Origin of the sequence: Mesorhizobium sp. AR07 (genome assembly GCF_024746815.1) — a bacterium.
GTDB lineage: Bacteria > Pseudomonadota > Alphaproteobacteria > Rhizobiales > Rhizobiaceae > Mesorhizobium.
The window spans coordinates 39754-62921 of sequence record NZ_CP080528.1 but is presented as its reverse complement, the minus strand read 5'-3'; the positions used below and the strand labels follow the sequence as shown (position 1 = coordinate 62921).

Sequence of the window (23168 nt, the reverse complement as noted above, 5' to 3'; positions counted from 1 at the left end):
GTCTCCAGATTGCGATCAGGGCGAGCTGGCTGGCGGCGGGCCGTCAGCCGCTGACCACGCGTTGGTGGAGACGCCCGATCGCATCGAGCGAAGACAGGATCGCTCCTTCCATCCAGGCCGGCATGTAGGAGATGTGCTCGCCGGCCATGGCGATGCGCCCGTCGATCGAGCTTGCCGCATGATAGTGTTCCTTGCGCTTCTCCTCGGTCCATTCGCCATAGCAGCCGAGCGTCCATGGCACGCGGTGCCAGCCGACGGCAACGCCGTTGTCGAACTCGTCTTTGTATTGCGGATGGATCTGAGCCCCGTACTCCAGCGCCTTCTGGATGCGCTCTTCCGGCGGCAGCGACGTGAACTCGTAAGCCCAGGCCTCCAATGAAAAGGCGCCGAGAAGCACGCCCTTGCCCGGGCTGTGATAGTCGGTGCTGGGATAGGAGATCAGCGTGTTGGGCAGATCGGTGTAGGTGATGCCGCCGTAGATGTGTTCGTCCTCTTCCCAAAAGCGGCGCTTGAACTGCAATCCCACCTTGATCGCGGCACCGTAAGGCAGGTTGTCAATCGCCGCCTTCGTTTCGGTCGACACCTTGGTTTTGATCTGGCTGAGCACGGAGAACGGCACGGTGCAGATACACCAGTCAGCGGTGGCGGTCTGCGCCTCGCCGCCCTTTCGCGCATCCTCGTAGCGGATGGTGACGCTTTCGTCGTCCTGGTCGATCTCCGTGACCTTCACGTTGTATTTGGTAAGGCTGCCGACTTCCCTCTCGAACGCCCTGGCTATCATGTCCATGCCGCCGACCGGCTGCAGCATCGTGGTCTGGTAGTCATAGAGACTGCCAGTGCTAAGGCTGCTCCACAGGCCGGATTGCACGATGTCGGAGAGCCCTATCGGCTGCGATGGCTTGGCCAGCGGCATCTGGCCGCCGCCCGGTTCAATATCAAAGCCTCGCCGCTCGCTGCTGTGAGTGCCAGCGACGTAAGCGTAGTTTTCGTCAAGCGCGCCCCAGCTCTGCAACGCTTCCAGCAGCTTCTCCCGGTCCTCCGTCGAGACCGCCTGGTCGAGTCCACCCTGCTTCGTCACCTTGGAAAGCAGCTCGGCGACATGGCCGTTGAAATCCGCGCTGACATGGCGGTAGCGCTGCGGCTTGCCTTCGAACGCCTTGACCGAATGCAAGTAGGCGTTGTGGTTCACCTGCACGAACGCCTCGAGTTTGACGCCGAGCCGCTTGCAGTAATCCAGCACGGCATGGTGATGGTAAGGGATACGCCACGGGCCGGGATTGATATAAAGACCCTCGTCGAACTTGCATTCCTGCTCGAAGCCGCCGAGCTCGGTGTAATTGTCGCCGCCACGCAGCGACCAGCAGCGACCGCCGGCTTTTTCCCTGTACTCCAGAACCTGCACCTTGTAACCGACCTTGCTGAGCTCGTACGCAGCGACCATGCCGGCCAGTCCGCCGCCGAGTACGAGAACGGAAGCCCCTTTCGGATCGCCGTCCAGCTTGATCGGACCCTTGTAGGGCGACTCCTGCGCGAAGCCCAGGGTCGTCATGGCCTGATACATGGCCTCACTGCCGGCAAGCGCGCCGATCATGGTCAGGAGATCGCGGCGGCTGAGTTGGGGAGGAAGCATCGGAACTACTCTTTCAGGGGGATCGCAAGGACGAGAATAACCGGGCGGGGCGTTGTCACGTTGTTTGAAATGTGGCCGCGTGAGGCCGACACCGCGCTTTTCAGGCAGGCCGTGCACTCACGGCTTCCCACGCGGCCATTGCCTGGCGTCGATGGGTTCGAATTTGTGCTGCGGAGCGGTTGGTCTGGGATGGGACGAAGAGATTTCGGACGGCGGAGAAGATCGACACGAAATGCTGCAATGAGCCGACCGACCGGAAACCCTGTCGCGGTTCGTTCCCGTTTTCGGAATGGCAGGTGAGAATTCTCCGCCCGGTTGTTCAAGCCTTTATGCGAGCGGTGTTCCACCTTCGGCATGAGCTGGCGTTTGGCCGCCCCGTAGGAGCGCAGTTTGTCGGTGATCATACGCTTTGGCGGCAGACCCTGCTTCTTCAGAAGTCGCGTCAGCAGGCGCCTGGCGGCCTTGGTGTTGCGACGCGTCTGGACAATCTCGTCGAGCACATATCCGTCCTGATCAACCGCTCTCCACAACCAGCATTTCTGACCGTTGATGCGCACCGCGACTTCATCCAGATGCCAGACATCGTCTTTCGTCGGCGACTTACGGCGTATGCGGCGCGCATAATCAGGGCCGTGCTTTCGGCACCATCGGCGGATGGTCTCGTAGGAAACGACGATCCCGCGATCGAGCAGCATTTCCTCGACATCGCGCAGGCTCAGATTGAAGCGGAAGTAGAGCCAGACAGCACGGGCCACGATTTCGACCGGATAGCGGTGGTTCTTGTAGGTCGGTGCACTCACGGTCATGGGCGCGCTGCTACCTCAATTTCCTTACCCCTCAATCAATGTGACAGCACCCCGGGACCTGCTCGCGCATTTCAACTACATGATGCTGAAGGGCGTGCTCCAGATCGCCGAGCGACTTGATGCGCTGCCCTACCTCGAGGACGAGACACCAAACGTGCTCATCGAGGGTTTCGCGCCGTTCTACGTGCAGAGGATTTGCCTCGTCAAGAATTCCCAGCACATCCTTGATGTCGAGGAGGTTGTGAAGGCGCATCTCCAGCAGACGCCTTTCACCGACGGCGATCATGAGTTGAAGCACTTCCGTTTCGCGATTTCCCACGACGAAGCCGGAATTCAAGTCTCAGATATTGTTACCGGCCTTCTCGGCAAATTCCTCTCGTTCATCTGCGCGTCGGACGACGCCGATCTGGTGGATGCGCGGCGCGGCCTTGGGGAGCAGCAACAGCGGAGCCTCAGCCTACTGAATGCGTTGCTCGATAGGTCGATCGGGGAGAACGAGGCGTTTGCACACTACGTGCTCAGCCTGAGGGATCAGCAGGCCGCGGCATTCTTCCTCGATCCGTCTGCCTCACTCTGAGGGTTCGGGTTGCACGTTGTAGCCGTCCTCGGTCGCACTGACAGCGAAGTAGGTTCCGGGGAGCCGAAACTTGGCTGGCAAGGGAACGGCAGCCACGGGGTTGGGAAGGAGTTGGAAGTCCTGGCCCAGACCTTCCGGTCGATTGACAACATCGACTCGGGAAACGAGCAGGCCGCTGAGTGCCTCGTAGCCTTCATGGAGGAATACGCCGGTGTCGACCAGCGTCCCCGAAGCCTTGGCAAGGGAGGGGCGCACCTCAAACCCTCGCTGGGTTGGCCTGAGGTTGTCACGGCTGAACGAGATGAAGGCGTGCCCCACTGGAAAGGCGGCCTGCAGGATGCGTGGGGGAATTGTGTCGGCATAGTCGAAGCCCAGTCTCCTGGGATTCAGCGCGATGACAAACGCGTCCTCCTTTGCGACCGCTCCGATCTGGAGCCAGTTGCGATATTGCCGCTCGAATTTCTCGGAGATGCTGTTGAGGTAGCGCAGGACCAGTTGCGCATTGGGGACGCTCTGCACGGTGCCGTCGTTGCGCGCCTCTGGTACTTGGTCGGGAGAGCCGTCGGCGCCCCGCGATGGGGAGACCGCCTCGAACCAGATCCGCAGCCCATCGACGACGATACCGACATCCGGGCCTGGCTTGGGACAAGTGACCTGGAATCCAAGGCGGATAAGGGTGACCGTGAGGTCCATCTCCCAGAACCGCTCATCAAATTTGACGTCGACTTCGCCGAGGAAGTCCCGATCGGCATACGGTTCGAATTCTTCCCAAAGGTCCGCGCAAAGCCGTCGGGCGCGCTTCGTCGATTCGTTGGATGCGGCCATGACGTTGGCATATGCCCGACCCGAAGGACCATCACTGAAGAATGGCTGTTGACTCATCGCACCTCCATCCGGCGTCCATGTCTGTGCGGGCCCGGTCCTGTCGGGATGGAGAGGATGCACCGCATCATATGCTGCGCAGTGAATATGGACATCCTGTCGAATATACGGTAGATATCAGTTATTCACTGCGCAGCAAATGAGCATGGAAGACCAAACGGAACAAGCGCTACTTGAGAATTTTGCCGCCGCCGTGGCCGAGGCGACGGGTAGCGCTTTGCCTATGCCGGAAGCGTCTGGTGATCCTCGGGCAGACTTCGTTGTGCACACGCATATCCAGGATAGGCCCATTCGATTCGTGCTGGAAGCCAAGCGCTCGTTGTTCCCCCGTGATGCGCGCGAGGCAGCGTGGCAGTTGCGGAACTACCTGGCCCACCAGCTCCAGCCCGATCTTCGCGAAACCGTCCCAGTCCTGATAGCCGAAACCATCTCGCCAGGCGCCCGAAAGCTCCTACGTGAGGAGCGCATTGGCTACTTCGATGCCAGCGGCAGCCTGTTTCTTGCGACGCAAGGTTTCTATGTGCGCATCGACAAACCCGGATCCAAACGGCAAGCGCGCTCTCTCAACAACCTCTTCGCCGGTAAGCGGGCCCAAGCACTCCACGCCGTTTGGATAGTCGGGCAGGACTGGTTCGGCGTCCATGAAATCGCCGAGCGGGCGTCGGTTTCGCCTGCCACGGCATCCGAGACTCTGATTGCGCTTGAGCGTCGGGAGTGGGTCGAGAGCCGAGGCGCCGGTCCATCGAAGGAACGACGGTTGACCAACCGGCACGCGCTTCTCGACGCATGGTCAGGACATCAGTCGGCGGTCAAGCCCAAGCCAATGCGGCACTACTACGTGCGCGGAACGACCACGGGCGAGCTTCAGCCCGAGCTCGACCGGGTCTGTGCCGCGCATGGCGTGCTGTATGAGATTAGCGGGGTCGCGGCTGGCCAGATTCACACGCCCTATCTGTCCAGCGTGTCGCAGGTCACATGTCGAATGAGCGGGGGCGGACCGATAAATACCGTCCTCGAGACCCTAGAGGCCCGGCCTGTGCGCGAGGGGTGGAACCTCGGTGTCGTGGAAGCCAAGTCCGACGGCGAATTGCGGTTCCACCAGCGGGTCAACGACCTCTGGGTCTCCGATCCTCTTCAAACCTATCTCGATCTCGTCCAGACCGGAGGGCGGGCGAAGGAATTGGCCCAGCATCTTCGTGCTGAGAGGCTGGAGGCGTGATGCCCAAGCCGCAGTTCCTTGCCGAATATAGTCCGGATGTCACACGCGATTGTGAGCGGGTCCTGGTGACGCTCTTCAGCGGTCTGGGGCCCTGGCGGGAGTCAGTGTTCCTGATCGGAGGGCTGACGCCGCGCTACCTCGTGACGGCACGTCCCCCTGACGTGCCGTCGCATGCGGGCACGGGCGATATCGACGTCGTCGTTGACTTGGCCGTGCTGGCCGACACGGAAGCCTATCGGACGTTGGAAGAGAACCTCAAGAAGATGGGTTTCGAGCGTGCCGAGAACGACAAGGGCGTCACGGTCAATTGGCGCTGGCGGGCCAAGACCGAGCATGGCGTTACCGTCATTCTGGAATTCCTGGCCGACGACCCGAAATTGAAAGGCGGCGCGCTGCAGGAGCTTCCCACCGATGGCAACATCTCCGCGATCAACATTCCTCATGCGTCACTCGTTTTCGAGCTCCACGATCGCATGGAGGTGACGGCCGACCTTCTTGGCGAAAAAGGCCGAGCCACCGAAACGATCCCTTACGCCAATATCGTCTCCTTCACGTCCCTTAAGGCCTTTGCCTTCGATCACCGGAGAGAAGGCAAAGATGCCCACGATCTCGTCTACTGTCTCGAACATGGTGACGGGGGGCCAGACGGCGCTGTCGCCAAGTTCAAGAAGGCTTTGGCAGGCAAGCATGGTGAGGTCATTCGTTCGGCGCTCGCGATATTGTCGAAGCGCTTCTGCGACCCAAACCCCGATGAAGGATATTTGCGCGAAGGACCCGTGGCGGTGGCGCAGTTTGAGCTTGAGGGTGACAATGCGGACGCCGAAACGCGTGAGCAGCGCGCGTTGCGACAGCGTGAGGTCAATGACGTGATCTCAAAACTGCTCGCCGACCTAGGCGCTTAACGTTGAGATGCTCGGTCGATAGACCGCACCTTGCAATATCTTGCAATATAAGGAATCTGCGACTTATCCTTGGTCGTGTTCCATCCATAGGCCTGCAGCACGATCCGCCATCTGGCGCGCTAGACTAGAACGACGTGGTGTCCATAATATCGGTCAGGACGTCGTTGATGCTTCCGGCCGATGTCGCGAGCCTCCCATCGACAATATGTGGAAGGTTGTTCTCTTCTTCACGGTGATAGCTGACTTCAAATTCCTCGACCGCCTCTCCGGCTAATGGGACCCCTTGATTTTTCAGGCGCTCGTAAGCCGCGACGACGAAGTTGAAGAGTGCCGGATTGATATTCACGACCGGGCCATACCAGTGGAAGACGCCATGGCAGGCTTGCCGTGTATCTTCCCGGTATCGGGCGGTTGTCTCTTCAATCGCCGCCTCGACCAAATCGCGCGTGACGAGGCACAGCGTCATCAAATCTGTCATGATGGGATAGCCACCGATCGGAATGAGCCTCACGAGGTGCCGCAATTCCTGCTCGTGATGGAAGTAATTCCGAAGGCATTTGAGCGCCGTGAATTCCGGGACGTCGAAGAAATCGAGGTCGGCGCTAACCTTCAATCGGTCATTCAGACTGTGTCCTGCCTCGAGCAGCGAAAACAGAGTGTCACGATCGGGTGAGATGCAGTGGGTATAGTAGAGCCGGAAGAACCTTTCGGATGCCGCGCCGATATTCACCAAATCGATATCGCCGACCATATTCATGCTCCAGTCAAAATACGCGAGTTGTCGAACCGTGACCCCGAGCGGCCCTGATCATACCTTAGGCTGAGCAGACCCACGTTGCAGCAGCTCGTCCAAGAATACGTCCTGGCTCTCCGGCGGCGGCGAAGAGGTTGCAGCGCCCACCAGGGCACACACACATCGGCGAGCAAGCCGCCGAGCGTCTAGTCGCACTTGGCTTGATATATCCTTCATCGCCTGTCCGTGGAGAAAGTCACTTCGTTCCTTAAAGAGTTCGAGATATCGCTCCCCGGCCGACGGATCATTCAGAAGGGCCGACAAACGCCACGCGACGCGTGCCGTCGCACCCTGGCGCCGTTGTCCGGTGATTTTGGGTCGCGATTTGGGGTCATGATCGCCTGGCATTCCTAGTGCGGCTTCAATCGCCGTGATATGTGCGAGAAATTCGTCGATGCCATCGCTCGCGAAAGCGCGAACAATGAAGTGTTCGATGGGGCGAGCAAACACCGCGGACCGTCGAGCTGCCATCACCTCCGACCAGGCTGTATCGTCCAGATATTCCGTCTGGGAGACCGCCGCGTCGGTTAAGGGGAGCCGTGTGGGGCGCTCGACCTCTACCGTCTCGCCTTCGTCGTTCTGATAGAAGTCCGGCTCCCAGGATAACGTGTCGGCATCGGGGGGCGTCGGCCGGCGCGTGAAAAGATCGTCCGAAAGCGTATGGACCCACGGCACGCGAAAAGGCCGCCAATCCAGACCGGAGTAGCCGGTGACATCCTCCCAAGGCGCGGTAAGCAACGCGAAGAGCGCGTCCTCGACGGGAGCCGGGAAATGTCGCTTGTGCGGCTCGATCCGCCCGAGGTCCTCGCGGGCATTGAAGAACAGGCCGGGTAGAGCGCGACCCCCAGAATTCGTAGGAAACATCACTGTCTCCTCGACCACGAGCCATGAAAACCGGCTGAAGCGTTGGCTGTCGAACCGCCATCCGGCGCTCTTCCGCGACAACCCGTCAGGGTCGAGAAGATCGTCCAGTTCCTTTGCGGTAAAGGTTCGAATGGCATTGGGCCCAAAACGGAGCTCCGGAATGTCATCTCCGAGATCGAGCGGGCAGAGATGCGTGAGGCGTGCTTGAATCTGTTTGAAGGCTTGATCAATACGGAGGACCGCTACGTCAGAAGAGACGGCTGTCGCGCTGCATTTAAAGGTGAGACTTCTCGCCTAATGATATCAAGCCCTTAGCCTTGTATTTAAATTGAGAATTTGCATTTAATTTGAGATTCGCGCTTGGCTCGCTGCAGTTAATGTGAGATTTAGACGGTCTAACGTTAGCTTGAATTGTTCGCAGGCGGCATGGGCGACGACACCAATGATGATTACGGAGAGCGAGCGCGTTGGAACGAGGCGTGCCGGCGCGAAGAGGCAATCCGCAAGCTCGTGGAGCGCTATCCAAAAGGCCTGAGCGGGCAGGCTGTAGCGGATCTGGCGTGGGAGCTAGACCTCAGCCGGGCCACTCTCTACAGAATGATCAGGCTGTTTCGAGCGGGTGGCACTGTAAGTTCACTGATGGACCGAAAGCGCGGTCGGCGCCAGGGACATCGCGCCCTCGATAAAGATCGAGAAGGCCTCGTGCGTCGAACGATTGAAGGCTTCTATCTCAAGCCGACACGCCCGTCATTTGCGCAGTTGGTTCGCCAGGTCCAAATCGCCTGCGCAGCGGCCGGCCTTACTCCACCAAACTGGCGCACCATCAAATCCCGGGTTGAAGAGGTCGATCTACGGGTGAGGGGGCGTAAGCGCGGCGAGAGCGAGATCGTCAAAGCTACAACGACCACGCCAGGTGCCCTTTCGGCGTCGCGGCCGCTTGAACTTGTGCAAATCGATCATACCAAAGTTGACGTTTTCGTAGTCGACGAAGAAACGCGTCTGCCGCTCGGACGGCCCTGGCTGACACTAGCGTTGGACGTCTTTTCTCGGATGGTGACGGGCTTCTATCTGACCATGGAGGCGCCGTCGCGATTATCGACAAGCCTATGCATCCTGCACTCAGTATTCGACAAGACCCCGTGGTTGCAGGAGAGGGGTATCCATGAAGCGTGGCCCGTGGCCGGTTTGCCGGGAACGATACATGTCGACAACGGCGCGGATTTTCGTAGTCATGCATTCGAACGTGCCTGCCGGGACAACGGCATACAGATCGATTGGCGTCCGCCGGGGACGCCCCATTTCGGCGGCCACATCGAACGGTTGATCGGCACGCAGATGGGCGCGGTTCATCTGCTGCCAGGATCGACCTCAAGCAACATCGAGGAACGGCGCGAGTACGATGCCAAACGCCATGCGACACTGACGCTTCGAGAGCTTGAGCGCTACATCGCACTCGAGATCGTTGGGCAATACCATCATGCTATCCATGGCGCACTCCGTCGGCCACCGATTGCGGTCTGGCGGCAGCACGAGAGCGAGTTGGTGTTGCGCCTGCCGAACGATCGTATGCAATTCTGGATCTCCTTCCTGCCGGAGGCAGAGAGAACGTTGCGCCCGACCGGCATCCATCTTTTCAACATCCGCTACTGGTCTCCCGCCTTGGCCGCCGATATCGGACGGGCCAAGGCCCGCCTGATTGTGAAATACGACCCCCGCGATTTGTCGCGCGTTTTTGTTAGGCGTCACTCCGGCAGCTTTGTTGAGGCTCGCTATGCCGATGTGACACTCGCGCCCATTACGCTGTGGGAGGCGCAGGCTGCGCGGCGCAAGCTCAACGCTCAGGGCAAACGCGAAATTGACATGCACGTCCTTGTTCGTACCGCGCTTTCGCAGCGCGAACTGATCGAGGAGGCGAAACACAAGACACAAGGGCGTCTGCGGCTTGCGAAAACGAATGTGGATGACGATGAAGTGGGCTCGCTTCGGGGCGTCGATTCAAGCAAACCTGTTCCCTCCGTTGAAGATCTGGATTGAGCCCCTTTGAGCACCGATACCGTCCATCTGACGCAGGCGGCCAAAGACCTCCTAGGCGAGCCTGATATCGTGCGAGTTAGCGCAATTCAGGCTCGCCGCTGGATTTTTTATCCGCGTGCCAAGCAGGCGCTCGATCGTCTCAACCTGCTGGTCGACCATCCTCGCGGCACGCGCATGCCCTCGGTGGCCATCTACGGCGACAGTGGTATGGGCAAGACGATGATCTGGAAAAATTCTGCGACAACAACCCCTCCCGTTTTGATCCGACGACCGGCGTACAGGCTATACCGGTCCTGGCAATCGAGATGACCGGGAAGCCAGGTGAGCGCCGTTTATATGCCGGGATCCTGGCTGCACTTGGCGCGCCACAGGCACCCCGCGCCGACATTGTGCAGATGGAGCAAGCGGCATTGCGGCTTCTGAAAACGGTCGGCGTCCACGTTCTTGTGATCGATGAAGTACATAACATTCTCGCCGGCTCGTACCGCGAACAGCGGGTCGTGCTGAACACGCTGCGATTTCTCAGCAATCGGCTTCAGATCTCCCTCGTTTGCTTCGGCGTTATCGAAGCGCGCGAAGCGATAAGTGGCGACGTACAGCTTGCCCGCCGATTCGGCGAGCTGACCTTGAATAGGTGGGCGGCCAACGAACAGTTCGAAGCACTAGTTTCGTCCATTTTGCGGAATATGCCGCTTCGCCGACCGACGGTGCTGACGCCGAAATCTCTACGCCGAATTCTGCAGATCAGCGGCGGCATCACGGCAAATATTTTCCAGGCGATCACGAGCCTGTCCGCCGAGTCGATCGAGAGCGGCTTAGAGCATATCACCGATGAAGCTGTGGAAAGTTGGCGGCCGCCAGTTACCGAAACAGCATACGCATGATCCGAGAGCTCAACGGCACACGGCCGCTTTCAGTCATTCTCAAACCCGTCCCAGATGAGCTCCTGTCGTCGTGGATCACGCGCCATGCCGATTTCTATGGCGTCCCACCGCTCACGATGCTTCGCCATGCCATTCCTGAGGCAACATCTTTGCGGCAAACCGATACAAACCTGGGGCCAACCGCCGCCGTTCACATTGCGAGGCTGTTTCGATCCCAATCTTCGACAATCTTGGCAATGACCACGTCTGGGTTCCCACAATCGGCAGCGCGGCTCGTCGCGCCACGCGTCATTCAATGCTGCGTCGCCTGCTCCGAGCAAAACAGCTTGCGAGGAGCCGCAACTGCGGTACAGCGAAGCTGGATCGAGGGTTGGCGGATAACCTGTCCCGTTTGCAGGCAACGGCAGCAAGGAACGAGGGAGGGGGCATCTGCCCTCCCAAGCACGTCATCGCCGTTCGAGGATCTTTGGGTAAATGCCGTCCATGGGGAGGAGCTCATCGATCAGTCGCTGCGGGGAGCATCTGTCGGTGGGGTATCGCCAATCGATATCGCCCGGTTGCTGCTCATCAGACGATGCCCAAAGCGCTCCCGTCATCAGGCATCGATGGTCGCGTCCCCAGACGTGGTGTAGCTCGGCGGTAGCTAAGCCGCTCGCGAGCGCGCCCTCAACAGCGCCGTAGCGAGCGAGCGGCTTTGCGGCGGTCATCGATGTTCCCCGGTAGGGTCTGGTTGCTAACACCAACCTGATTCGAAGGAACCACCGATGACCGACCACATGATGAACCTGCGCACGCTCGTGGAGAAGACCACCCGACGCCGATATCTTGCGTGAGATGATCGGCTTTGCCGCCGAACGGCTGATGGAGCTGGAGGTGGGGGGCGCCACCGGCGCCGGCTATGGCGAGAAGAACCCGTTGCGCACGGCCCAGCGCAACGGCTATCGCGAGCGCGACTGGGAGACGCGCGCCGGCACCGTCGAGCTGCGCATCCCGAAGCTGAGGAAGGGCTCCTACTTCCCCGGTTTCCTCGAACCGCGCCGCATGGCCGAGAAGGCGCTGACCGCCGTCATCCAGGAAGCCTATGTTCAGGGTATCTCGACCCGCTCGGTCGACGACCTGGTCAAGGCCATGGGGATGAGCGGCATCTCCAAAAGCCAGGTCAGCCGGCTGTGCGAAGAGATCGACGGCAAGGTCAAAGCGTTCCTTGAAAGACCCATCGAGGGCGACTGGCCATACCTGTGGATCGACGCCACCTACCTGAAGGTGCGCCGCGGCGGACGCATCGTCTCGGTCGCCGTCATCATCGCTGTCGGCGTCAACGCGGACGGCCGGCGCGAGGTGCTGGGCATGGAGGTCGGCACGTCTGAGGCCGAGCCGATCTGGACGGAGTTCCTGCGCAAGCTGACACGCCGCGGCCTGCGCGGCGTCAAGCTCGTCGTCTCCGACGCGCACGAGGGCCTTAAGGCGGCCGTCACCAAGGTGCTGTGCGCGACATGGCAACGCTGCCGGGTCCATTATGCCGATGTCCGGATTATGCCGACCTTGGGGGTGGATGTCGGCTTCGGAGGCGGTGATCGCTGCGATGGGGTCGGCATAATCACCGGCGGTCTGACGGATCGTGCAAACTCCTCTTCTTGTTTCCAAAGAAGGGGATGCTTTCATGTCAATCGATCCGTTTCGCGTTCGCGTCCAGGGCCCGCTTGCCCCGTTTGCGGCTGGGTTTGCCGGCGAACTCGCCCGACAAGGCTATACGCTGCTTTCCGCTCGCGAGCAGATGCGGCTGGTGGCGCGATTGAGCCGCTGGCTCGCATTGGAAGGCATGGACGTGGAGGGACTGGGTGCGAGCGAGGTCGATCGGTTCGTCCGTACCCGTCGTGCCGCTGGCCCGCAACTCCGCTCGATCAAAGCATTGCAGCCCCTGTTGGCCTATTTGCAGTCTCGCGGCGTGGTGCTGCCGTCGCCCCGTGCACCCGACGATCCGGCAGATCAGCTGCTGGAACGATACCAACGCTATCTGGCGATTGAGCGCGGTTTGGGGAAAGCGACCGCCGATGTCTATGCCCGGATGGTGCGCCCCTTTCTGCGTCATCGATTGTCGTCCGACGGGCGTGCCCTGGACCTTGCGGGTTTGGCCGCGACCGACGTCGTCACCTTTGTCGTGGCACGTTGCCCTCAGCTGAGCCGCGGCGCGGCAAGCCTGACTGTAACGGCGCTGCGGTCGCTGCTCACGTTCCTTCATGTCGAGGGTCTCATCGCGCGATCTCTTGCCGCTTGCGTGCCCTCGGTCGCCGGTCGGCGATTGGCTGGGTTGCCAAAGGGACTGGATTGCGACCAGGTTCAGCGCCTGCTGACGTCCTGCGGCCGCGATACGTCGAACGGCTGCCGCGACTTCGCGGTCCTGACCATGTTGGTTCGTCTCGGCTTGCGGGCGGGGGAAGTCGCCAAGCTCAAGCTTGACGACCTGGATTGGCGGACCGGTGAGATTCTCGTACGGGGCAAAGGAAGCTGCATCGAACACCTTCCCTTGCCGGCCGATGTCGGCGAAGCGGTGGCGGCCTATCTGCGCCACGGCCGTCCCCGGACCGCCCAGGGCCGGACAGTATTTGTGCGAGTCAGGGCGCCCCACGATGCCCTCACAAGCGCTGGCGTGTCGCAAATCGTGGCCGCCGCCGGTTGCCGCACCGGGCTCGGCCGGATCCACGCCCACCGCCTGCGCCATACGGCGGCGTCGGCGATGTTGCGCGCCGGCGCGTCGCTACCGGAGGTCGGGCAGGTCCTGCGTCATCGCCGCGCCCTGACAACGGCGATCTATGCCAAGGTTGATCGCGAAGCCCTGCGAACGATCGCCCGCCCTTGGCCGGGAGAGGTGGCATGAGCGCCCTTCGCCAGGCCCTGGCCGATTACCTGGCCATGCGTCGCGCCCTCGGCTACACGCTTGTTCGGTCCGAGAAGCTTCTTGCCCAGTTCCTCACCTATCTCGAGGCGCAAGGCGAAGACCACCTGACCACCAAGACGGCCCTCGCTTGGGCGATGCTGCCGGCAGGCGCGGATCGAAGCTGGATGTCGGCGCGACTTTCCGTCGTTCGCCGCTTTGCGACCCATCTGCGCGGGATCGAGCCGGCAACCGAGGTGCCGCCGTGTGATCTGCTGCCGGGGCGATCTTGCCGAGCGACGCCCTACCTCTATTCGCAGGAGGACGTCATCGCCTTGATGACGGCAACCGCGGCCTTGCGCACGCCGCATCGGGAAGCAACCTACCGGACCCTGATCGGCTTGCTGGCCGTGACCGGAATGCGGGTTGGAGAAGCGATCGGCCTGGACCGCGACGACTTCGATGCGGTCGGCGGCGGCCTCACCATTCGGCGCGGAAAGTCCGGAAAATCCCGCGAGTTGGCGTTACATCCGAGCACTGTTGCGGCCCTCGGCAATTATCTGCGCCGGCGCGATCGACCCCGCCGGCCGCCGAACACGCCGGCCCTGTTCGTCTCACCGGCCGGCACGAGGCTGCTCTATGTGAACGTTCAAAACACGTTCCAGAAGCTCGTCTGTCGCGTCGGCATCGCCCCGCGCTCGGCAGGTTGCCGACCACGGCTCCACGACCTGCGGCACGCGTTTGCCGTTCGCACGCTTCTTGATGCTTATCGCGACGGCGGCGACTCGGGGCGCCGGCTTGCCCTGCTGTCGACCTATCTCGGTCACGTCGATCCGGGCAAGACGTACTGGTATCTCTCGGCGGCTCCGGAATTGCTGCAACTGGCCGGTGATCGTCTGGAACGACGGATCGGAGGCGGCGCATGACCGCCCTCAGCGCGACCTTGCAGGCGTTCTTCACCGACCGCCTGATCCGGCAGCGGCAAGCCAGCCCGCATACGCTCGCCGCCTATCGGGACACCCTGCGGCTGATGCTGGTCTTCGCCGCCGCGCGGCATGACACAGAGCCTTCCAGGCTGGAGTTCAACGACCTCGATGCCGCGTGTGTCGGCGACTTCCTCGATCACCTCGAGCGTCATCGAGGCAACAGCGCGCGGACCCGGAATGCGCGGCTTGCCGCAATCCGGTCGTTGTTCCGGTTCGCCGCCCTTCGTTACCCCGAGTACGCCGCGACAATCGAACGGGTGCTCGCGATTCCGCCTAAGCGTTTTGAGCGACGGCTTGTGACGTTCCTGACGGAGGAGGAACTCGATGTATTGCTGTCCGCCCCCGCGCGGTCGACCTGGACCGGGCGGCGCGACCACGCCTTGCTTCGGCTCGCCGCCCAAACCGGCCTGCGGGCGTCCGAACTGATCGGCCTTCACTGCGCCGATATCCATCTCGGTTCCGGCGCTCATGTCAGCTGTATCGGAAAGGGGCGAAAGCAGCGGATCACACCCCTTACCTCCAACATGGCCGCCGTGCTGCGCGTCTGGCTGGCCGAACGTGCCGGGCAGCCGGCCGATCCCCTCTTCCCTACACAGACCGGCAGGATGATCAGCCGCGACGCTCTCGAGCACCGGCTCGCGAGGTATGTCGAAATCGCTGCCAGAAACTGTCCGTCGCTGCAGCGGAAAAGGGTCACACTGCACACCTTGCGTCATACCGCGGCAATGCGACTGCTGCGTGCCGGCGTCGACACCTCGGTGATCGCGCTGTGGCTTGGCCACGAACAGATCGAGACCACCCACATCTACTTGCACGCCGATCTGGAGCTTAAAGAACGCACCCTGGCGAAAACCACGCCGGCCAACACGGCGCCAGGACGCTACAGACCGCCCGACAAGCTTCTCGCTTTCCTCGAGGCGCTCTGATTATGCCGACCCCATCGCAGCGATCACCGCCTCCGAAGCCGACATCCACCCCAAGGTCGGCATAATCCGGACATCGGCATAATGGACGTCGGACTAACCCGCTCCGCGATTGCGGAGCGGCAAGGAGGGTGTTTGCCGCCGGCGTGGTGCTGATCGCGTCGTCTGTCGCGCTGGTCATGTGTCCACAACAAGCTCCGACTGCGTCAGCATGGAGTGGCTGCTTGCAGCCCATTCCATCGGACAAAGGAGGAGTTTGTCATGACCCAACTTCGCCAGCGCATGAGCGAGGACATGCAGGTGCGCAACTTCGCGCTCAACACCCAGCTGTCGTATCTGCAACAGGTGTCGCTGTTCGCTCGCTACTTCTGTAAGTCGCCGGACTTGCTCGGGCGCGAGGACATTCGGACCTATCAGGTCTATCTGGTCAACGAGAAGAAGCTGGCGCCCGGCTCGATCCACACCGCCATTGCGGCGCTGCGCTTTCTCTACACTGTGACGCTCGATCGGGACTGGGCGCCTGAAGAGGTCCTGCCGCTACCCAAGAAGCCGCAGAAGCTGCCGATCATCCTCAGTCCAGAGGAAGTTCAGCGGTTCCTCGGCTGCGTCCTCGACGTCAAACACCATGCCATTCTGACCACGTGCTATGCCGCCGGCTTGCGCATCTCGGAAGCGATACAGCTGAAGCCCACGAACATCGACAGCCAGAGAATGGTCATCCGCATCGAGCAGGGCAAAGGCCAGAAGGACCGCTACGTGATGCTGTCGCCCAAGCTGCTGGAGATTCTGCGTGACTATTGGAAGATGCGGCGGCCAAAGGAGTGGCTCTTCCCCGGCGATCGCCCCGGCCAGCCAATCACACGGGACGCCGTAGGAGATGCCTGCAAGAAGGCGCATCAACGCGCCGGATTGTCCAAGCCGGTCACGCCACACAGTTTGCGCCACGCCTTCGCCGTTCATCTATTGGAGGCCGGCGCCGACGTGCGCACCATTCAACTGCTGCTCGGTCACCGCAGCCTCGCGACCACCGCCCATTACCTGCGGATCGCCACCAACAAAGTCTGCGCCACATCGAGCCCCTTCGAGCTCTTGCCGCGTCCGGCGCCCACCGTGCCGCCGCCCGCCAAGCCGCAATACTTCTGAGCGGCGGCAATGGCTCGCTCGGGGCCGGAAGTGGCGGATATCTTCCGCTGCTACGCCGAAGCCTATCGCGCACAGCATGATGCGTCGCTGTCGACGGCCCAGCGCCGCGTCATGACGGCGATCGAACTGTGCCGGACCGCCGCGCTCGGCGGGCACGTCGAAGCATGCGATCAATGCGGCCACCGGCGCATCGCCTTCAACAGCTGCCGCGACAGGCATTGCCCCCGCTGCCAATCGCTGGCCCGCGCACAATGGCTGGAGGATCGTCGCGCCGAGCTTCTCGACACCCAGTACTTTCACGTCGTCTTCACGCTGCCGGAGCCCATTGCCGCCATTGCCTATCAGAACAAGGCACTCGTCTACGGCCTGCTCTTCCGCGCCACCGCCGAGACCCTGCGCATCATCGCCGCCGATCCCAAGCACCTGGGCGCAGAGATCGGCTTCTTCGCCGTGTTGCACACCTGGGGCCAAAACCTGCTCCATCATCCGCATCTGCATTGCGTCGTCCCAGGCGGCGGCCTTTCTGCCGACGGCGATCGATGGGTCGCCTGCAAGCCCGGCTTTTTCCTGCCGGTCCGCGTGCTCTCACGCCTGTTTCGACGATTGTTTCTGGAGCACCTGGAGAAAGCCTTCGACGCCGGCCTGTTGAAGTTCTTCTCTGACTTGCAGGCGTTGAGCGAGCGCGATGCCTTCCGGCGCTATCTGGCGCCGCTACGAAAGGCCGAGTGGGTCATCTATGCCAAGCCGCCATTCGCCGGATCCGAACAGGTCCTCGACTACGTCGGCCGCTATACCCACCGCGTCGCCATTTCCAACAATCGGCTCGTCGCCATCGAGGATGGGAAAGTCGCTTTTCGCTGGAAGGACTATCGGCACGGCAGTCGGCAGAAGGTCATGACCGTCGCGGCCGATGAGTTCATTCGTCGCTTCCTGCTACACGTCCTGCCCGAGGGCTTTCATCGCATCCGCTACTACGGCTTCCTCGGCAATCGCTATCGCGCGCAAAAGCTCGCCCGCTGTCGTGACCGGCTCGGCATGCCGGTTCCCGAGCCGGCGGACAGCCGATCCGCAAAGGACTATCGCGACCGCTACGAGGACCTCACCGGGCATTCCCTCAGGCAATGCCCGGCGTGCCATCGCGGGCAGATGATCATCATCGAAACATTCGACGGCGTCACCGGACGCCCGCCATATCAGGACACGTCATGAAGCAAGGGCGTCGCCTTCCTTGTCATCAGCATCGCACCGGCCCGCTTGGAAGCCAAACTGAGCCGGTCCCGCAAAAGTGTGCGCTGTCATCACCGGCAACCTCTCCCAGGCAGGGCGCGGCGCCGATCTCACATGCCGGAACCGATATCCGTGCCGCTTTCAGCGCACGCCACACCTTCAATCGCCCGGCCGCGTGGCACACACGGTCTCCTTTCATCGGTGGCGCTTCATTGAACGCCCATAGCGGACCACCCGTGCCGGCGGCTTAGTCCAACACGTTTTTAGCTAACCGTCGCGATCCACCGCAGTGCGCTCCTGCCACCCGCCATTCAGTCGCGACGCCAAGCTAAAAACGCTCTGCATTATGCCGACGTCGGCATAACGTCCACTTCATGAGGAACGTGCTGGCCCATGCCGGCAAGAGCGGGCGCCGCGTCGTCTCCGCTTTCATCGCCACCGCCTTCGCCCAGGAGACGCCAGAAGCCGCCAGCACCCAATGGCGCGCCGTCGCCGACCAGATCCGGCCGAAGGTGCCCAAGCTGGCGACAATCATGGACGACGCCGAGCCCGACGTGCTGGCCTACATGACCTTCCCCAGGGAGCACCGCGCCAAGCTGCATAGCACCAACCCGATCGAGCGCCTCAACGGCGAGATCAAGCGCAGGACCGAGGTCGTCGGCATCTTCCCCAACGATGACGCCATCGTCCGCCTCGTCGGCGCGCTCCTGCTCGAACAGAACGACGAATGGGCCGTGCAGCGGGCGCGCTACATGACGCTTGTGTGGATGCCAGCCGTTTTGCAAGGAAGATTTTGAACCTTTGAACGCGTGATCGAGTGCGGTCTTGTGTCAGGCCTTGATTTGCGGCCATGACGTGCCGCGGGCCGGTATGGTGATACGCGGATCAGGTCCAAATCTAGAAAGCGAGCGCGAGGCTCGGTGCGTCATTCTGGTTTCCTGATCCCGATCGGATCGATCATTTGCCCATGCGGTTCAGGCCTTCCTCACATCCCCGACGGACCGGTTCAGGTGTGCTGCTGAATGCTCATGCAGGCACCGTTGCCGGATTCCGGTAATCCTCTTCCTTTGTCAGCATGGCCCAGATGCCACGCGCCATCTTGTTGGCCAGCGCAATGGCCACGAGCATGCGCGGCTTCTTCGGCATCATGCGCGCGAGCCAGGAGCCCTCGGGCGCGCCCTTCCGCGATGCCCATCGGACCACAGCCATGGCTCCAATGATGAGCAGGCGTCGAATATCGCATTGGCCCATCTTCGAGGTTTTTCCTAGTCGTTGCTTGCCGCCGGTCGATTTCTGCAACGGGACGAGCCCAAGCCAGGCGGCGAAGTCACGGCCGCATTTGAACGTCTCCATCGGGGGCGCGAAAGTTTCGATCGCCAGTGCGGCGATGGGGCCAACGCCGGGCATGGTTTGCAAGCGCCGAGATGCCTCAGCTTCCCTCGACAGAGCATCGATCTTCTTCTTCAGTGCGTCGATCCGGCCAGTTAGCTGGTAGATCCGGTCCAGCAGATCGCGGCAGATTTCGCGGGCCAGATCAGGCAAATTGGCTTTCTCGTCCTCAACGAAACATTCAAGTCGGTTCAGATAACGAATTCCCTGCGGCGCGATGTGGCCGAACTCATAAAGGTGCGCACGCAATGCGTTGACCAACTCAGTGCGCTGATTGACCAGCTGTTCTCGGGTGCGAAACATTATGGACCGAGACTGCTGCTCCTCGGTTTTCGGTTCGACGAAGCGCATCGTTGGCCGTTGCGCTGCCTCGACGATCGCCTCCGCATCCGCTGCGTCGTTCTTCTGCCGCTTGACGAACGCCTTGACATACCGAGGTGCAATCAGCTTCGGCTGATGGCCAAGCCGGACCATCTCGCGAGCCCAATAATGGGAACCGGCGCACGCCTCCATCGCCACTACACATGTTGGCTGACCCGCCATGAACTTGCAAAACTGCAGGCGCGACAGTTTTTTGCGGAACACGACTGATCCGTCAGCCGCCGCGCCATGCAGCTGAAACACGTTCTTTGCCAGATCGACCCCAATGATGGTAACCTTTTCCATGGATGCCTCCTTCCATTTTGTGGCGTTAAGCACCACAAACTTGGCACATTGCGATGCCGTCGGAGAAGGCTGGCATCCACCCCATCTGGAAACCATCAGCCAAATGAGCGATGATCCTCTCATCAGCCTGCCAGCCGTGGCACGCTGATCATCCCGGCCCCATGCCGGAGAGCGCGGCGACCAAGCCGTCAGCTACACCACTCCCTGGGACACGATCGCATCGATACGCCACTCCACCATCCTTGGCGCCGTCGTTCAAGGTTTCGATGAGCTTGTAGCCGAACAGGGTCTCCCAAGACCTACGATTGCAAGACCCATCTTGCCTATCGGACTTCGCATGGCGCTGCTCGCTGGTATCTCAATCGTCTATGAGGCAGGGCCCACGTTAGTCTCCGAACTCAACCGCCAAACGCTTGGCCCCCATTACACGCGATTCGTTGCAATCGGCGCCGGCATGTCGGCTTCGAGAAACTCTCAGCCGCTGCAGGTGAATTGAGACTCAGGGGCATTGAATCTCATCATTAGGTACAGTGGTCGCGAGAGGTCGGCGCAATCTTACATTTAAGTGCAGTGCGACAACTGGCATGAGCTCTCGATCTATATCCAGCCGAACAGTTCCGCGGCAACGGAACGCATCAGTCTCGAAGATGTCTTGCGCATCATTCTCGAGCTGGCCGACACCCTGGCCCTCCCGGAAGCCGAGGTGCAACATGCGGTATCGAGAGCGCGGTTGCTGCGAGCAGCCCCATGGTCGATCGACGAGCACATGGTCCTTCGTACCTCCCTCTGGAGGCAGAGTGTTTTCGGCCCGCCTGGTCGTGGCAAGCCCGGGACCATCGTGAGGGACAAGGCCTATGGTTCCAAGACCCCGGCCTACCTTCGCTATCCCGGCCGTCCGACATACCTGCTTTTCGACACGGGATTTGGTGAGCGGGCCGACTTCGAGGTGGCCACACCACGCTCCCCACTCCCGGACTTCGTGCCCTCACGGATCTGGTTGCCCTACGGGATCTGGAAGCTGAGCGATGGATCGGAAGTCCTGTTCTCGCGCGACTATCTGCCGATGTGGCGCATTTCGAACCATCGAACCGAGCGCATTGCGCCGTGGCTTTGGATCAAAAACATTGTCGAGGAAACGCATTTCGCCAACTCTGGAACCGCTACATGGGCTTCCGGCCCGGCGCGCGAAAGGGCGGTCAGCTACTTGCAGCGGCATCGCATTTCCGAGTTGCCGCGGCTGACCGACATCATGCCCCACCTCTTCGAGCCCGAGGTTGATTCTCTCCCGGACGGCGTTGCTCGCCTCTAGGTGGTGTCACATTGATTGAGGGGTAAGGAAATTGAGGTAGCAGCGCGCCCATGACCGTGAGTGCACCGACCTACAAGAACCACCGCTATCCGCCTGGCGCGCCGTCCATGGCGAAGAACAGGAGGTCATCTTCCGGCAGGTTCACGTACCCGGGCGCATGGGATTGTCGGATTTCACCGACATGGCCGCCGCCGGCGTCACGATCGCGGGCCAGCCACTCGATCACCGGCTCTACCATTTCCGGCTCGCCTATTCCGGCTTCGAGCATGGGCATGTCGTGCTCGGCGGCGAGAGTTTCGTCGCTCTGGCGGAAGGCCTGCAGAACGCGCTGTGGTCGCTTGGCGGGGCTCCCCTCGAGCATCGCAGCGACAGCCTCTCGGCGGCATTCCGCAACCTTGACAAGGACGCCCGGGAGGACCTGACGCGCCGCTACGACGAACTGTGCGGCCACTACGGCATGATCCCTTCCCGCAACAATCGCGGCATTGCGCATGAGAACGGCTCCGTCGAAGGCCCGCACGGCCATCTCAAGCGGGCGATCAATGACGCGCTGCTGATGCGGGGATCGAGCGATTTCGACGACCTGGCAGCCTACCGTCGCTTTGTCGACGAGATCGTCAGCCGCGTGAATGCTCGCAACTCCAAGCGCATCGACATCGAGCGGGCCGAACTCCAGGAACTGCCCGCCCGGCGCACTTCCGACTACGAGGAGATCACCGTGCGCATCACGTCATCGGGCGGATTCACGCTGCGCAAGGTGTTCTACAACGTGCCCTCACGCCTGATCGGCCACCGCCTCAGAGTGCGGCTCTTCGATGATCGGCTGGATATCTTCATCGGCGGCACGCATCTCATGACGCTGCCGCGCGGGCGCGCCTCTTCAACCGGCAAGCACGACCAGGTCGTCAATTATCGGCATGTCATCCATTCGCTGCGCCGCAAGCCGATGGCGCTGCTCAACCTCGTCTATCGTGACCAGCTCTTCCCCCGCGAGGCCTACCGGCGAACCTTCGACATGCTCATAAAGCGACTGCCTGAGCGGCAGGCCTGCCGCACCATGGTCGAGCTTCTCGCCATGGCGCACGAGCGCGGCTGCGAGAGCGAACTGGCCGATCTACTTACCGCCTCGCTAGAGGCACGGCGATGGCCCGACATGGCTGCTTTGCGCGAACGGTTCGCGCCGGATCCCGCCCGGCTGCCGAGTGTCGTCGTGCGTCTTGCTCCGCTCAACGCCTATGAAGCCCTGCTTGGCGCCAACCTGACAGGAGATGTGGCATGAAGACGAACCCCGCTGTCGATTCCGCCAGGCTGAGCTTGCTCCTCAACGAACTGCGCCTGCCGGCCATCAAGGTTATGTGGCCGCAATTTGCCGAACAGGCCGACAAGGAAGGCTGGCCGGCCGCTCGCTTCCTGGCTGCGATCATTGAACATGAACTGGCTGAACGCGACCGGCGACGTATCGAACGCCATCTCGCCGAGGCGCGCCTGCTGCCGGGCAAGACCCTCGACACATTCGAGTTCGAAGCCGTTCCGATGATCTCCAAGGCCCAGGTAATGGCCATTACCGCCGGCGACAGCTGGCTCGAGAAGGGAGCTAACCTGCTTCTGTTTGGCCCTCCAGGCGGCGGAAAGAGCCATCTCGCCTCGGCCATCGGACTTGCCCTTATCGAGACCGGATGGCGGGTCATGTTCACCCGCACCACTGATCTCGCCGACCGGATCCGCTCGTGAAGGTCACAGGCCAGTTGCGCGCGTGGTTCGACGAAGAGCCCTGGCGGACGAGCCGCGAATTACTGGTGCGTCTGCAGGCGGAGCAGCCGGGGCAATATCCTGATCCACTTCTGCGCACGCTGCAGCGCCGCTTGAAGATCTGGCGGAAGGAAAAGGCACACGCGATGGTGTTCGGCCCAATGCACGTGGAGCCGGCAATCGAGCCGATCGCGCATTGATCGAATCCTAGCCCAGGGGAACATTATGGTGAGGCAACGGAAAGATCGTTCGGGAGCATTCCAGGGTGAGGCAATACGACCTCTCTTCCAGATTGATGAGGTGGAACGGCCCG

At 61.4% G+C, this 23168-nt stretch carries 16 protein-coding genes and 7 pseudogenes; 17 read left to right on the top strand and 6 right to left on the bottom strand.

What is annotated here, in order from left to right; genetic code table 11:
* Positions 1–43 precede the first annotated feature (43 nt).
* On the bottom strand, positions 44–1630 hold the full coding sequence (locus BPNPMPFG_RS36465) for an NAD(P)/FAD-dependent oxidoreductase (protein ID WP_183455383.1): 1587 nt from the start codon (positions 1628–1630) through the stop codon (positions 44–46).
* A gap of 100 nt (positions 1631–1730) precedes the next feature.
* Positions 1731–2436, bottom strand: a pseudogene (locus BPNPMPFG_RS36460) (IS6 family transposase).
* On the opposite strand from BPNPMPFG_RS36460, the gene BPNPMPFG_RS36455 reads away from it, so the two are divergent.
* Positions 2435–3013 (top strand): hypothetical protein, encoded by a 579-nt coding sequence (locus BPNPMPFG_RS36455; RefSeq protein WP_258598677.1) that lies wholly within the window; start codon positions 2435–2437, stop codon positions 3011–3013. The pseudogene BPNPMPFG_RS36460 and the gene BPNPMPFG_RS36455 overlap by 2 nt on opposite strands.
* On the opposite strand, the gene BPNPMPFG_RS36450 is transcribed toward BPNPMPFG_RS36455, so the two are convergent.
* Positions 3005–3895: a hypothetical protein gene (locus BPNPMPFG_RS36450; protein WP_258598676.1), complete on the bottom strand. Its 891-nt coding sequence runs from the start codon at positions 3893–3895 to the stop codon at positions 3005–3007. The genes BPNPMPFG_RS36455 and BPNPMPFG_RS36450 overlap by 9 nt on opposite strands.
* 145 nt (positions 3896–4040) lie before the next feature.
* Between BPNPMPFG_RS36450 and BPNPMPFG_RS36445 the strand changes: the two genes are divergently transcribed.
* Together BPNPMPFG_RS36445 and BPNPMPFG_RS36440 are read left to right on the top strand one after the other, a co-directional pair.
* Positions 4041–5114: a type IV toxin-antitoxin system AbiEi family antitoxin gene (locus BPNPMPFG_RS36445; RefSeq protein ID WP_258598675.1), complete on the top strand. Its 1074-nt coding sequence runs from the start codon at positions 4041–4043 to the stop codon at positions 5112–5114.
* Positions 5114–6016, top strand: a complete 903-nt coding sequence (locus tag BPNPMPFG_RS36440; protein WP_258598674.1) for an antitoxin — start codon at positions 5114–5116, stop codon at positions 6014–6016. The genes BPNPMPFG_RS36445 and BPNPMPFG_RS36440 overlap by 1 nt, the downstream gene beginning before the upstream one ends.
* A gap of 124 nt (positions 6017–6140) precedes the next feature.
* Here the strand turns inward: BPNPMPFG_RS36440 and BPNPMPFG_RS36435 are convergent, their stop codons facing one another.
* Together BPNPMPFG_RS36435 and BPNPMPFG_RS36430 are read right to left on the bottom strand one after the other, a co-directional pair.
* On the bottom strand, positions 6141–6767 hold the full coding sequence (locus tag BPNPMPFG_RS36435) for a hypothetical protein (protein ID WP_258598673.1): 627 nt from the start codon (positions 6765–6767) through the stop codon (positions 6141–6143).
* A 57-nt stretch (positions 6768–6824) separates the two neighbouring features.
* A complete protein-coding gene (locus BPNPMPFG_RS36430; protein WP_258598672.1) occupies positions 6825–7673 on the bottom strand; it encodes a hypothetical protein in 849 nt (282 codons plus the stop codon).
* Between the two features lie 426 nt (positions 7674–8099).
* Between BPNPMPFG_RS36430 and BPNPMPFG_RS36425 the strand changes: the two genes are divergently transcribed.
* The 10 genes and pseudogenes from BPNPMPFG_RS36425 to BPNPMPFG_RS36380 form a co-directional block, all read left to right on the top strand.
* Positions 8100–9707 (top strand): TnsB C-terminal domain-containing protein, encoded by a 1608-nt coding sequence (locus BPNPMPFG_RS36425; protein ID WP_258598670.1) that lies wholly within the window; start codon positions 8100–8102, stop codon positions 9705–9707.
* 69 nt (positions 9708–9776) lie between these two features.
* Positions 9777–10591, top strand: a pseudogene (locus tag BPNPMPFG_RS36415) (TniB family NTP-binding protein).
* Positions 10588–11223, top strand: a complete 636-nt coding sequence (locus tag BPNPMPFG_RS43345; protein WP_413776935.1) for a TniQ family protein — start codon at positions 10588–10590, stop codon at positions 11221–11223. Before BPNPMPFG_RS36415 ends, BPNPMPFG_RS43345 begins: the two are co-directional and overlap by 4 nt.
* Before the next feature lie 132 nt (positions 11224–11355).
* Positions 11356–12109 (top strand): annotated as a pseudogene (locus BPNPMPFG_RS36410) (IS256 family transposase); the annotation flags it as partial.
* 403 nt (positions 12110–12512) lie between these two features.
* Positions 12513–13466, top strand: coding sequence for a site-specific integrase (locus tag BPNPMPFG_RS36405; protein ID WP_258598668.1), 954 nt, complete (start codon positions 12513–12515; stop codon positions 13464–13466).
* Positions 13463–14389, top strand: a complete 927-nt coding sequence (locus BPNPMPFG_RS36400) for a tyrosine-type recombinase/integrase (protein ID WP_258598667.1) — start codon at positions 13463–13465, stop codon at positions 14387–14389. The genes BPNPMPFG_RS36405 and BPNPMPFG_RS36400 overlap by 4 nt, the downstream gene beginning before the upstream one ends.
* On the top strand, positions 14386–15375 hold the full coding sequence (locus tag BPNPMPFG_RS36395; protein WP_192179997.1) for a tyrosine-type recombinase/integrase: 990 nt from the start codon (positions 14386–14388) through the stop codon (positions 15373–15375). The genes BPNPMPFG_RS36400 and BPNPMPFG_RS36395 overlap by 4 nt, the downstream gene beginning before the upstream one ends.
* Before the next feature lie 258 nt (positions 15376–15633).
* A complete protein-coding gene (locus BPNPMPFG_RS36390; RefSeq protein WP_258598397.1) occupies positions 15634–16515 on the top strand; it encodes a tyrosine-type recombinase/integrase in 882 nt (293 codons plus the stop codon).
* A 9-nt stretch (positions 16516–16524) separates the two neighbouring features.
* On the top strand, positions 16525–17724 hold the full coding sequence (locus tag BPNPMPFG_RS36385; protein ID WP_258598398.1) for an IS91 family transposase: 1200 nt from the start codon (positions 16525–16527) through the stop codon (positions 17722–17724).
* 371 nt (positions 17725–18095) lie between these two features.
* Positions 18096–18539: pseudogene (locus tag BPNPMPFG_RS36380) on the top strand (transposase); the annotation flags it as partial.
* 229 nt (positions 18540–18768) lie between these two features.
* Here the strand turns inward: BPNPMPFG_RS36380 and BPNPMPFG_RS36375 are convergent.
* Positions 18769–19797 (bottom strand): IS110 family RNA-guided transposase, encoded by a 1029-nt coding sequence (locus tag BPNPMPFG_RS36375; RefSeq protein WP_258598306.1) that lies wholly within the window; start codon positions 19795–19797, stop codon positions 18769–18771.
* A 565-nt stretch (positions 19798–20362) separates the two neighbouring features.
* Between BPNPMPFG_RS36375 and BPNPMPFG_RS36370 the strand changes: the two genes are divergently transcribed.
* The 4 genes and pseudogenes from BPNPMPFG_RS36370 to BPNPMPFG_RS36355 form a co-directional block, all read left to right on the top strand.
* Entirely contained in the window at positions 20363–21106 is a 744-nt protein-coding gene (locus BPNPMPFG_RS36370) for a hypothetical protein (protein WP_258598665.1), read from the top strand.
* 76 nt (positions 21107–21182) lie between these two features.
* A pseudogene (locus BPNPMPFG_RS36365) lies at positions 21183–22385 on the top strand (IS21 family transposase); the annotation flags it as partial.
* Positions 22382–22831, top strand: a pseudogene (locus BPNPMPFG_RS36360) (ATP-binding protein); the annotation flags it as partial. The pseudogenes BPNPMPFG_RS36365 and BPNPMPFG_RS36360, both read left to right, overlap by 4 nt.
* Positions 22816–23055 (top strand): annotated as a pseudogene (locus BPNPMPFG_RS36355) (transposase); the annotation flags it as partial. The pseudogenes BPNPMPFG_RS36360 and BPNPMPFG_RS36355, both read left to right, overlap by 16 nt.
* Positions 23056–23168 lie beyond the last annotated feature (113 nt).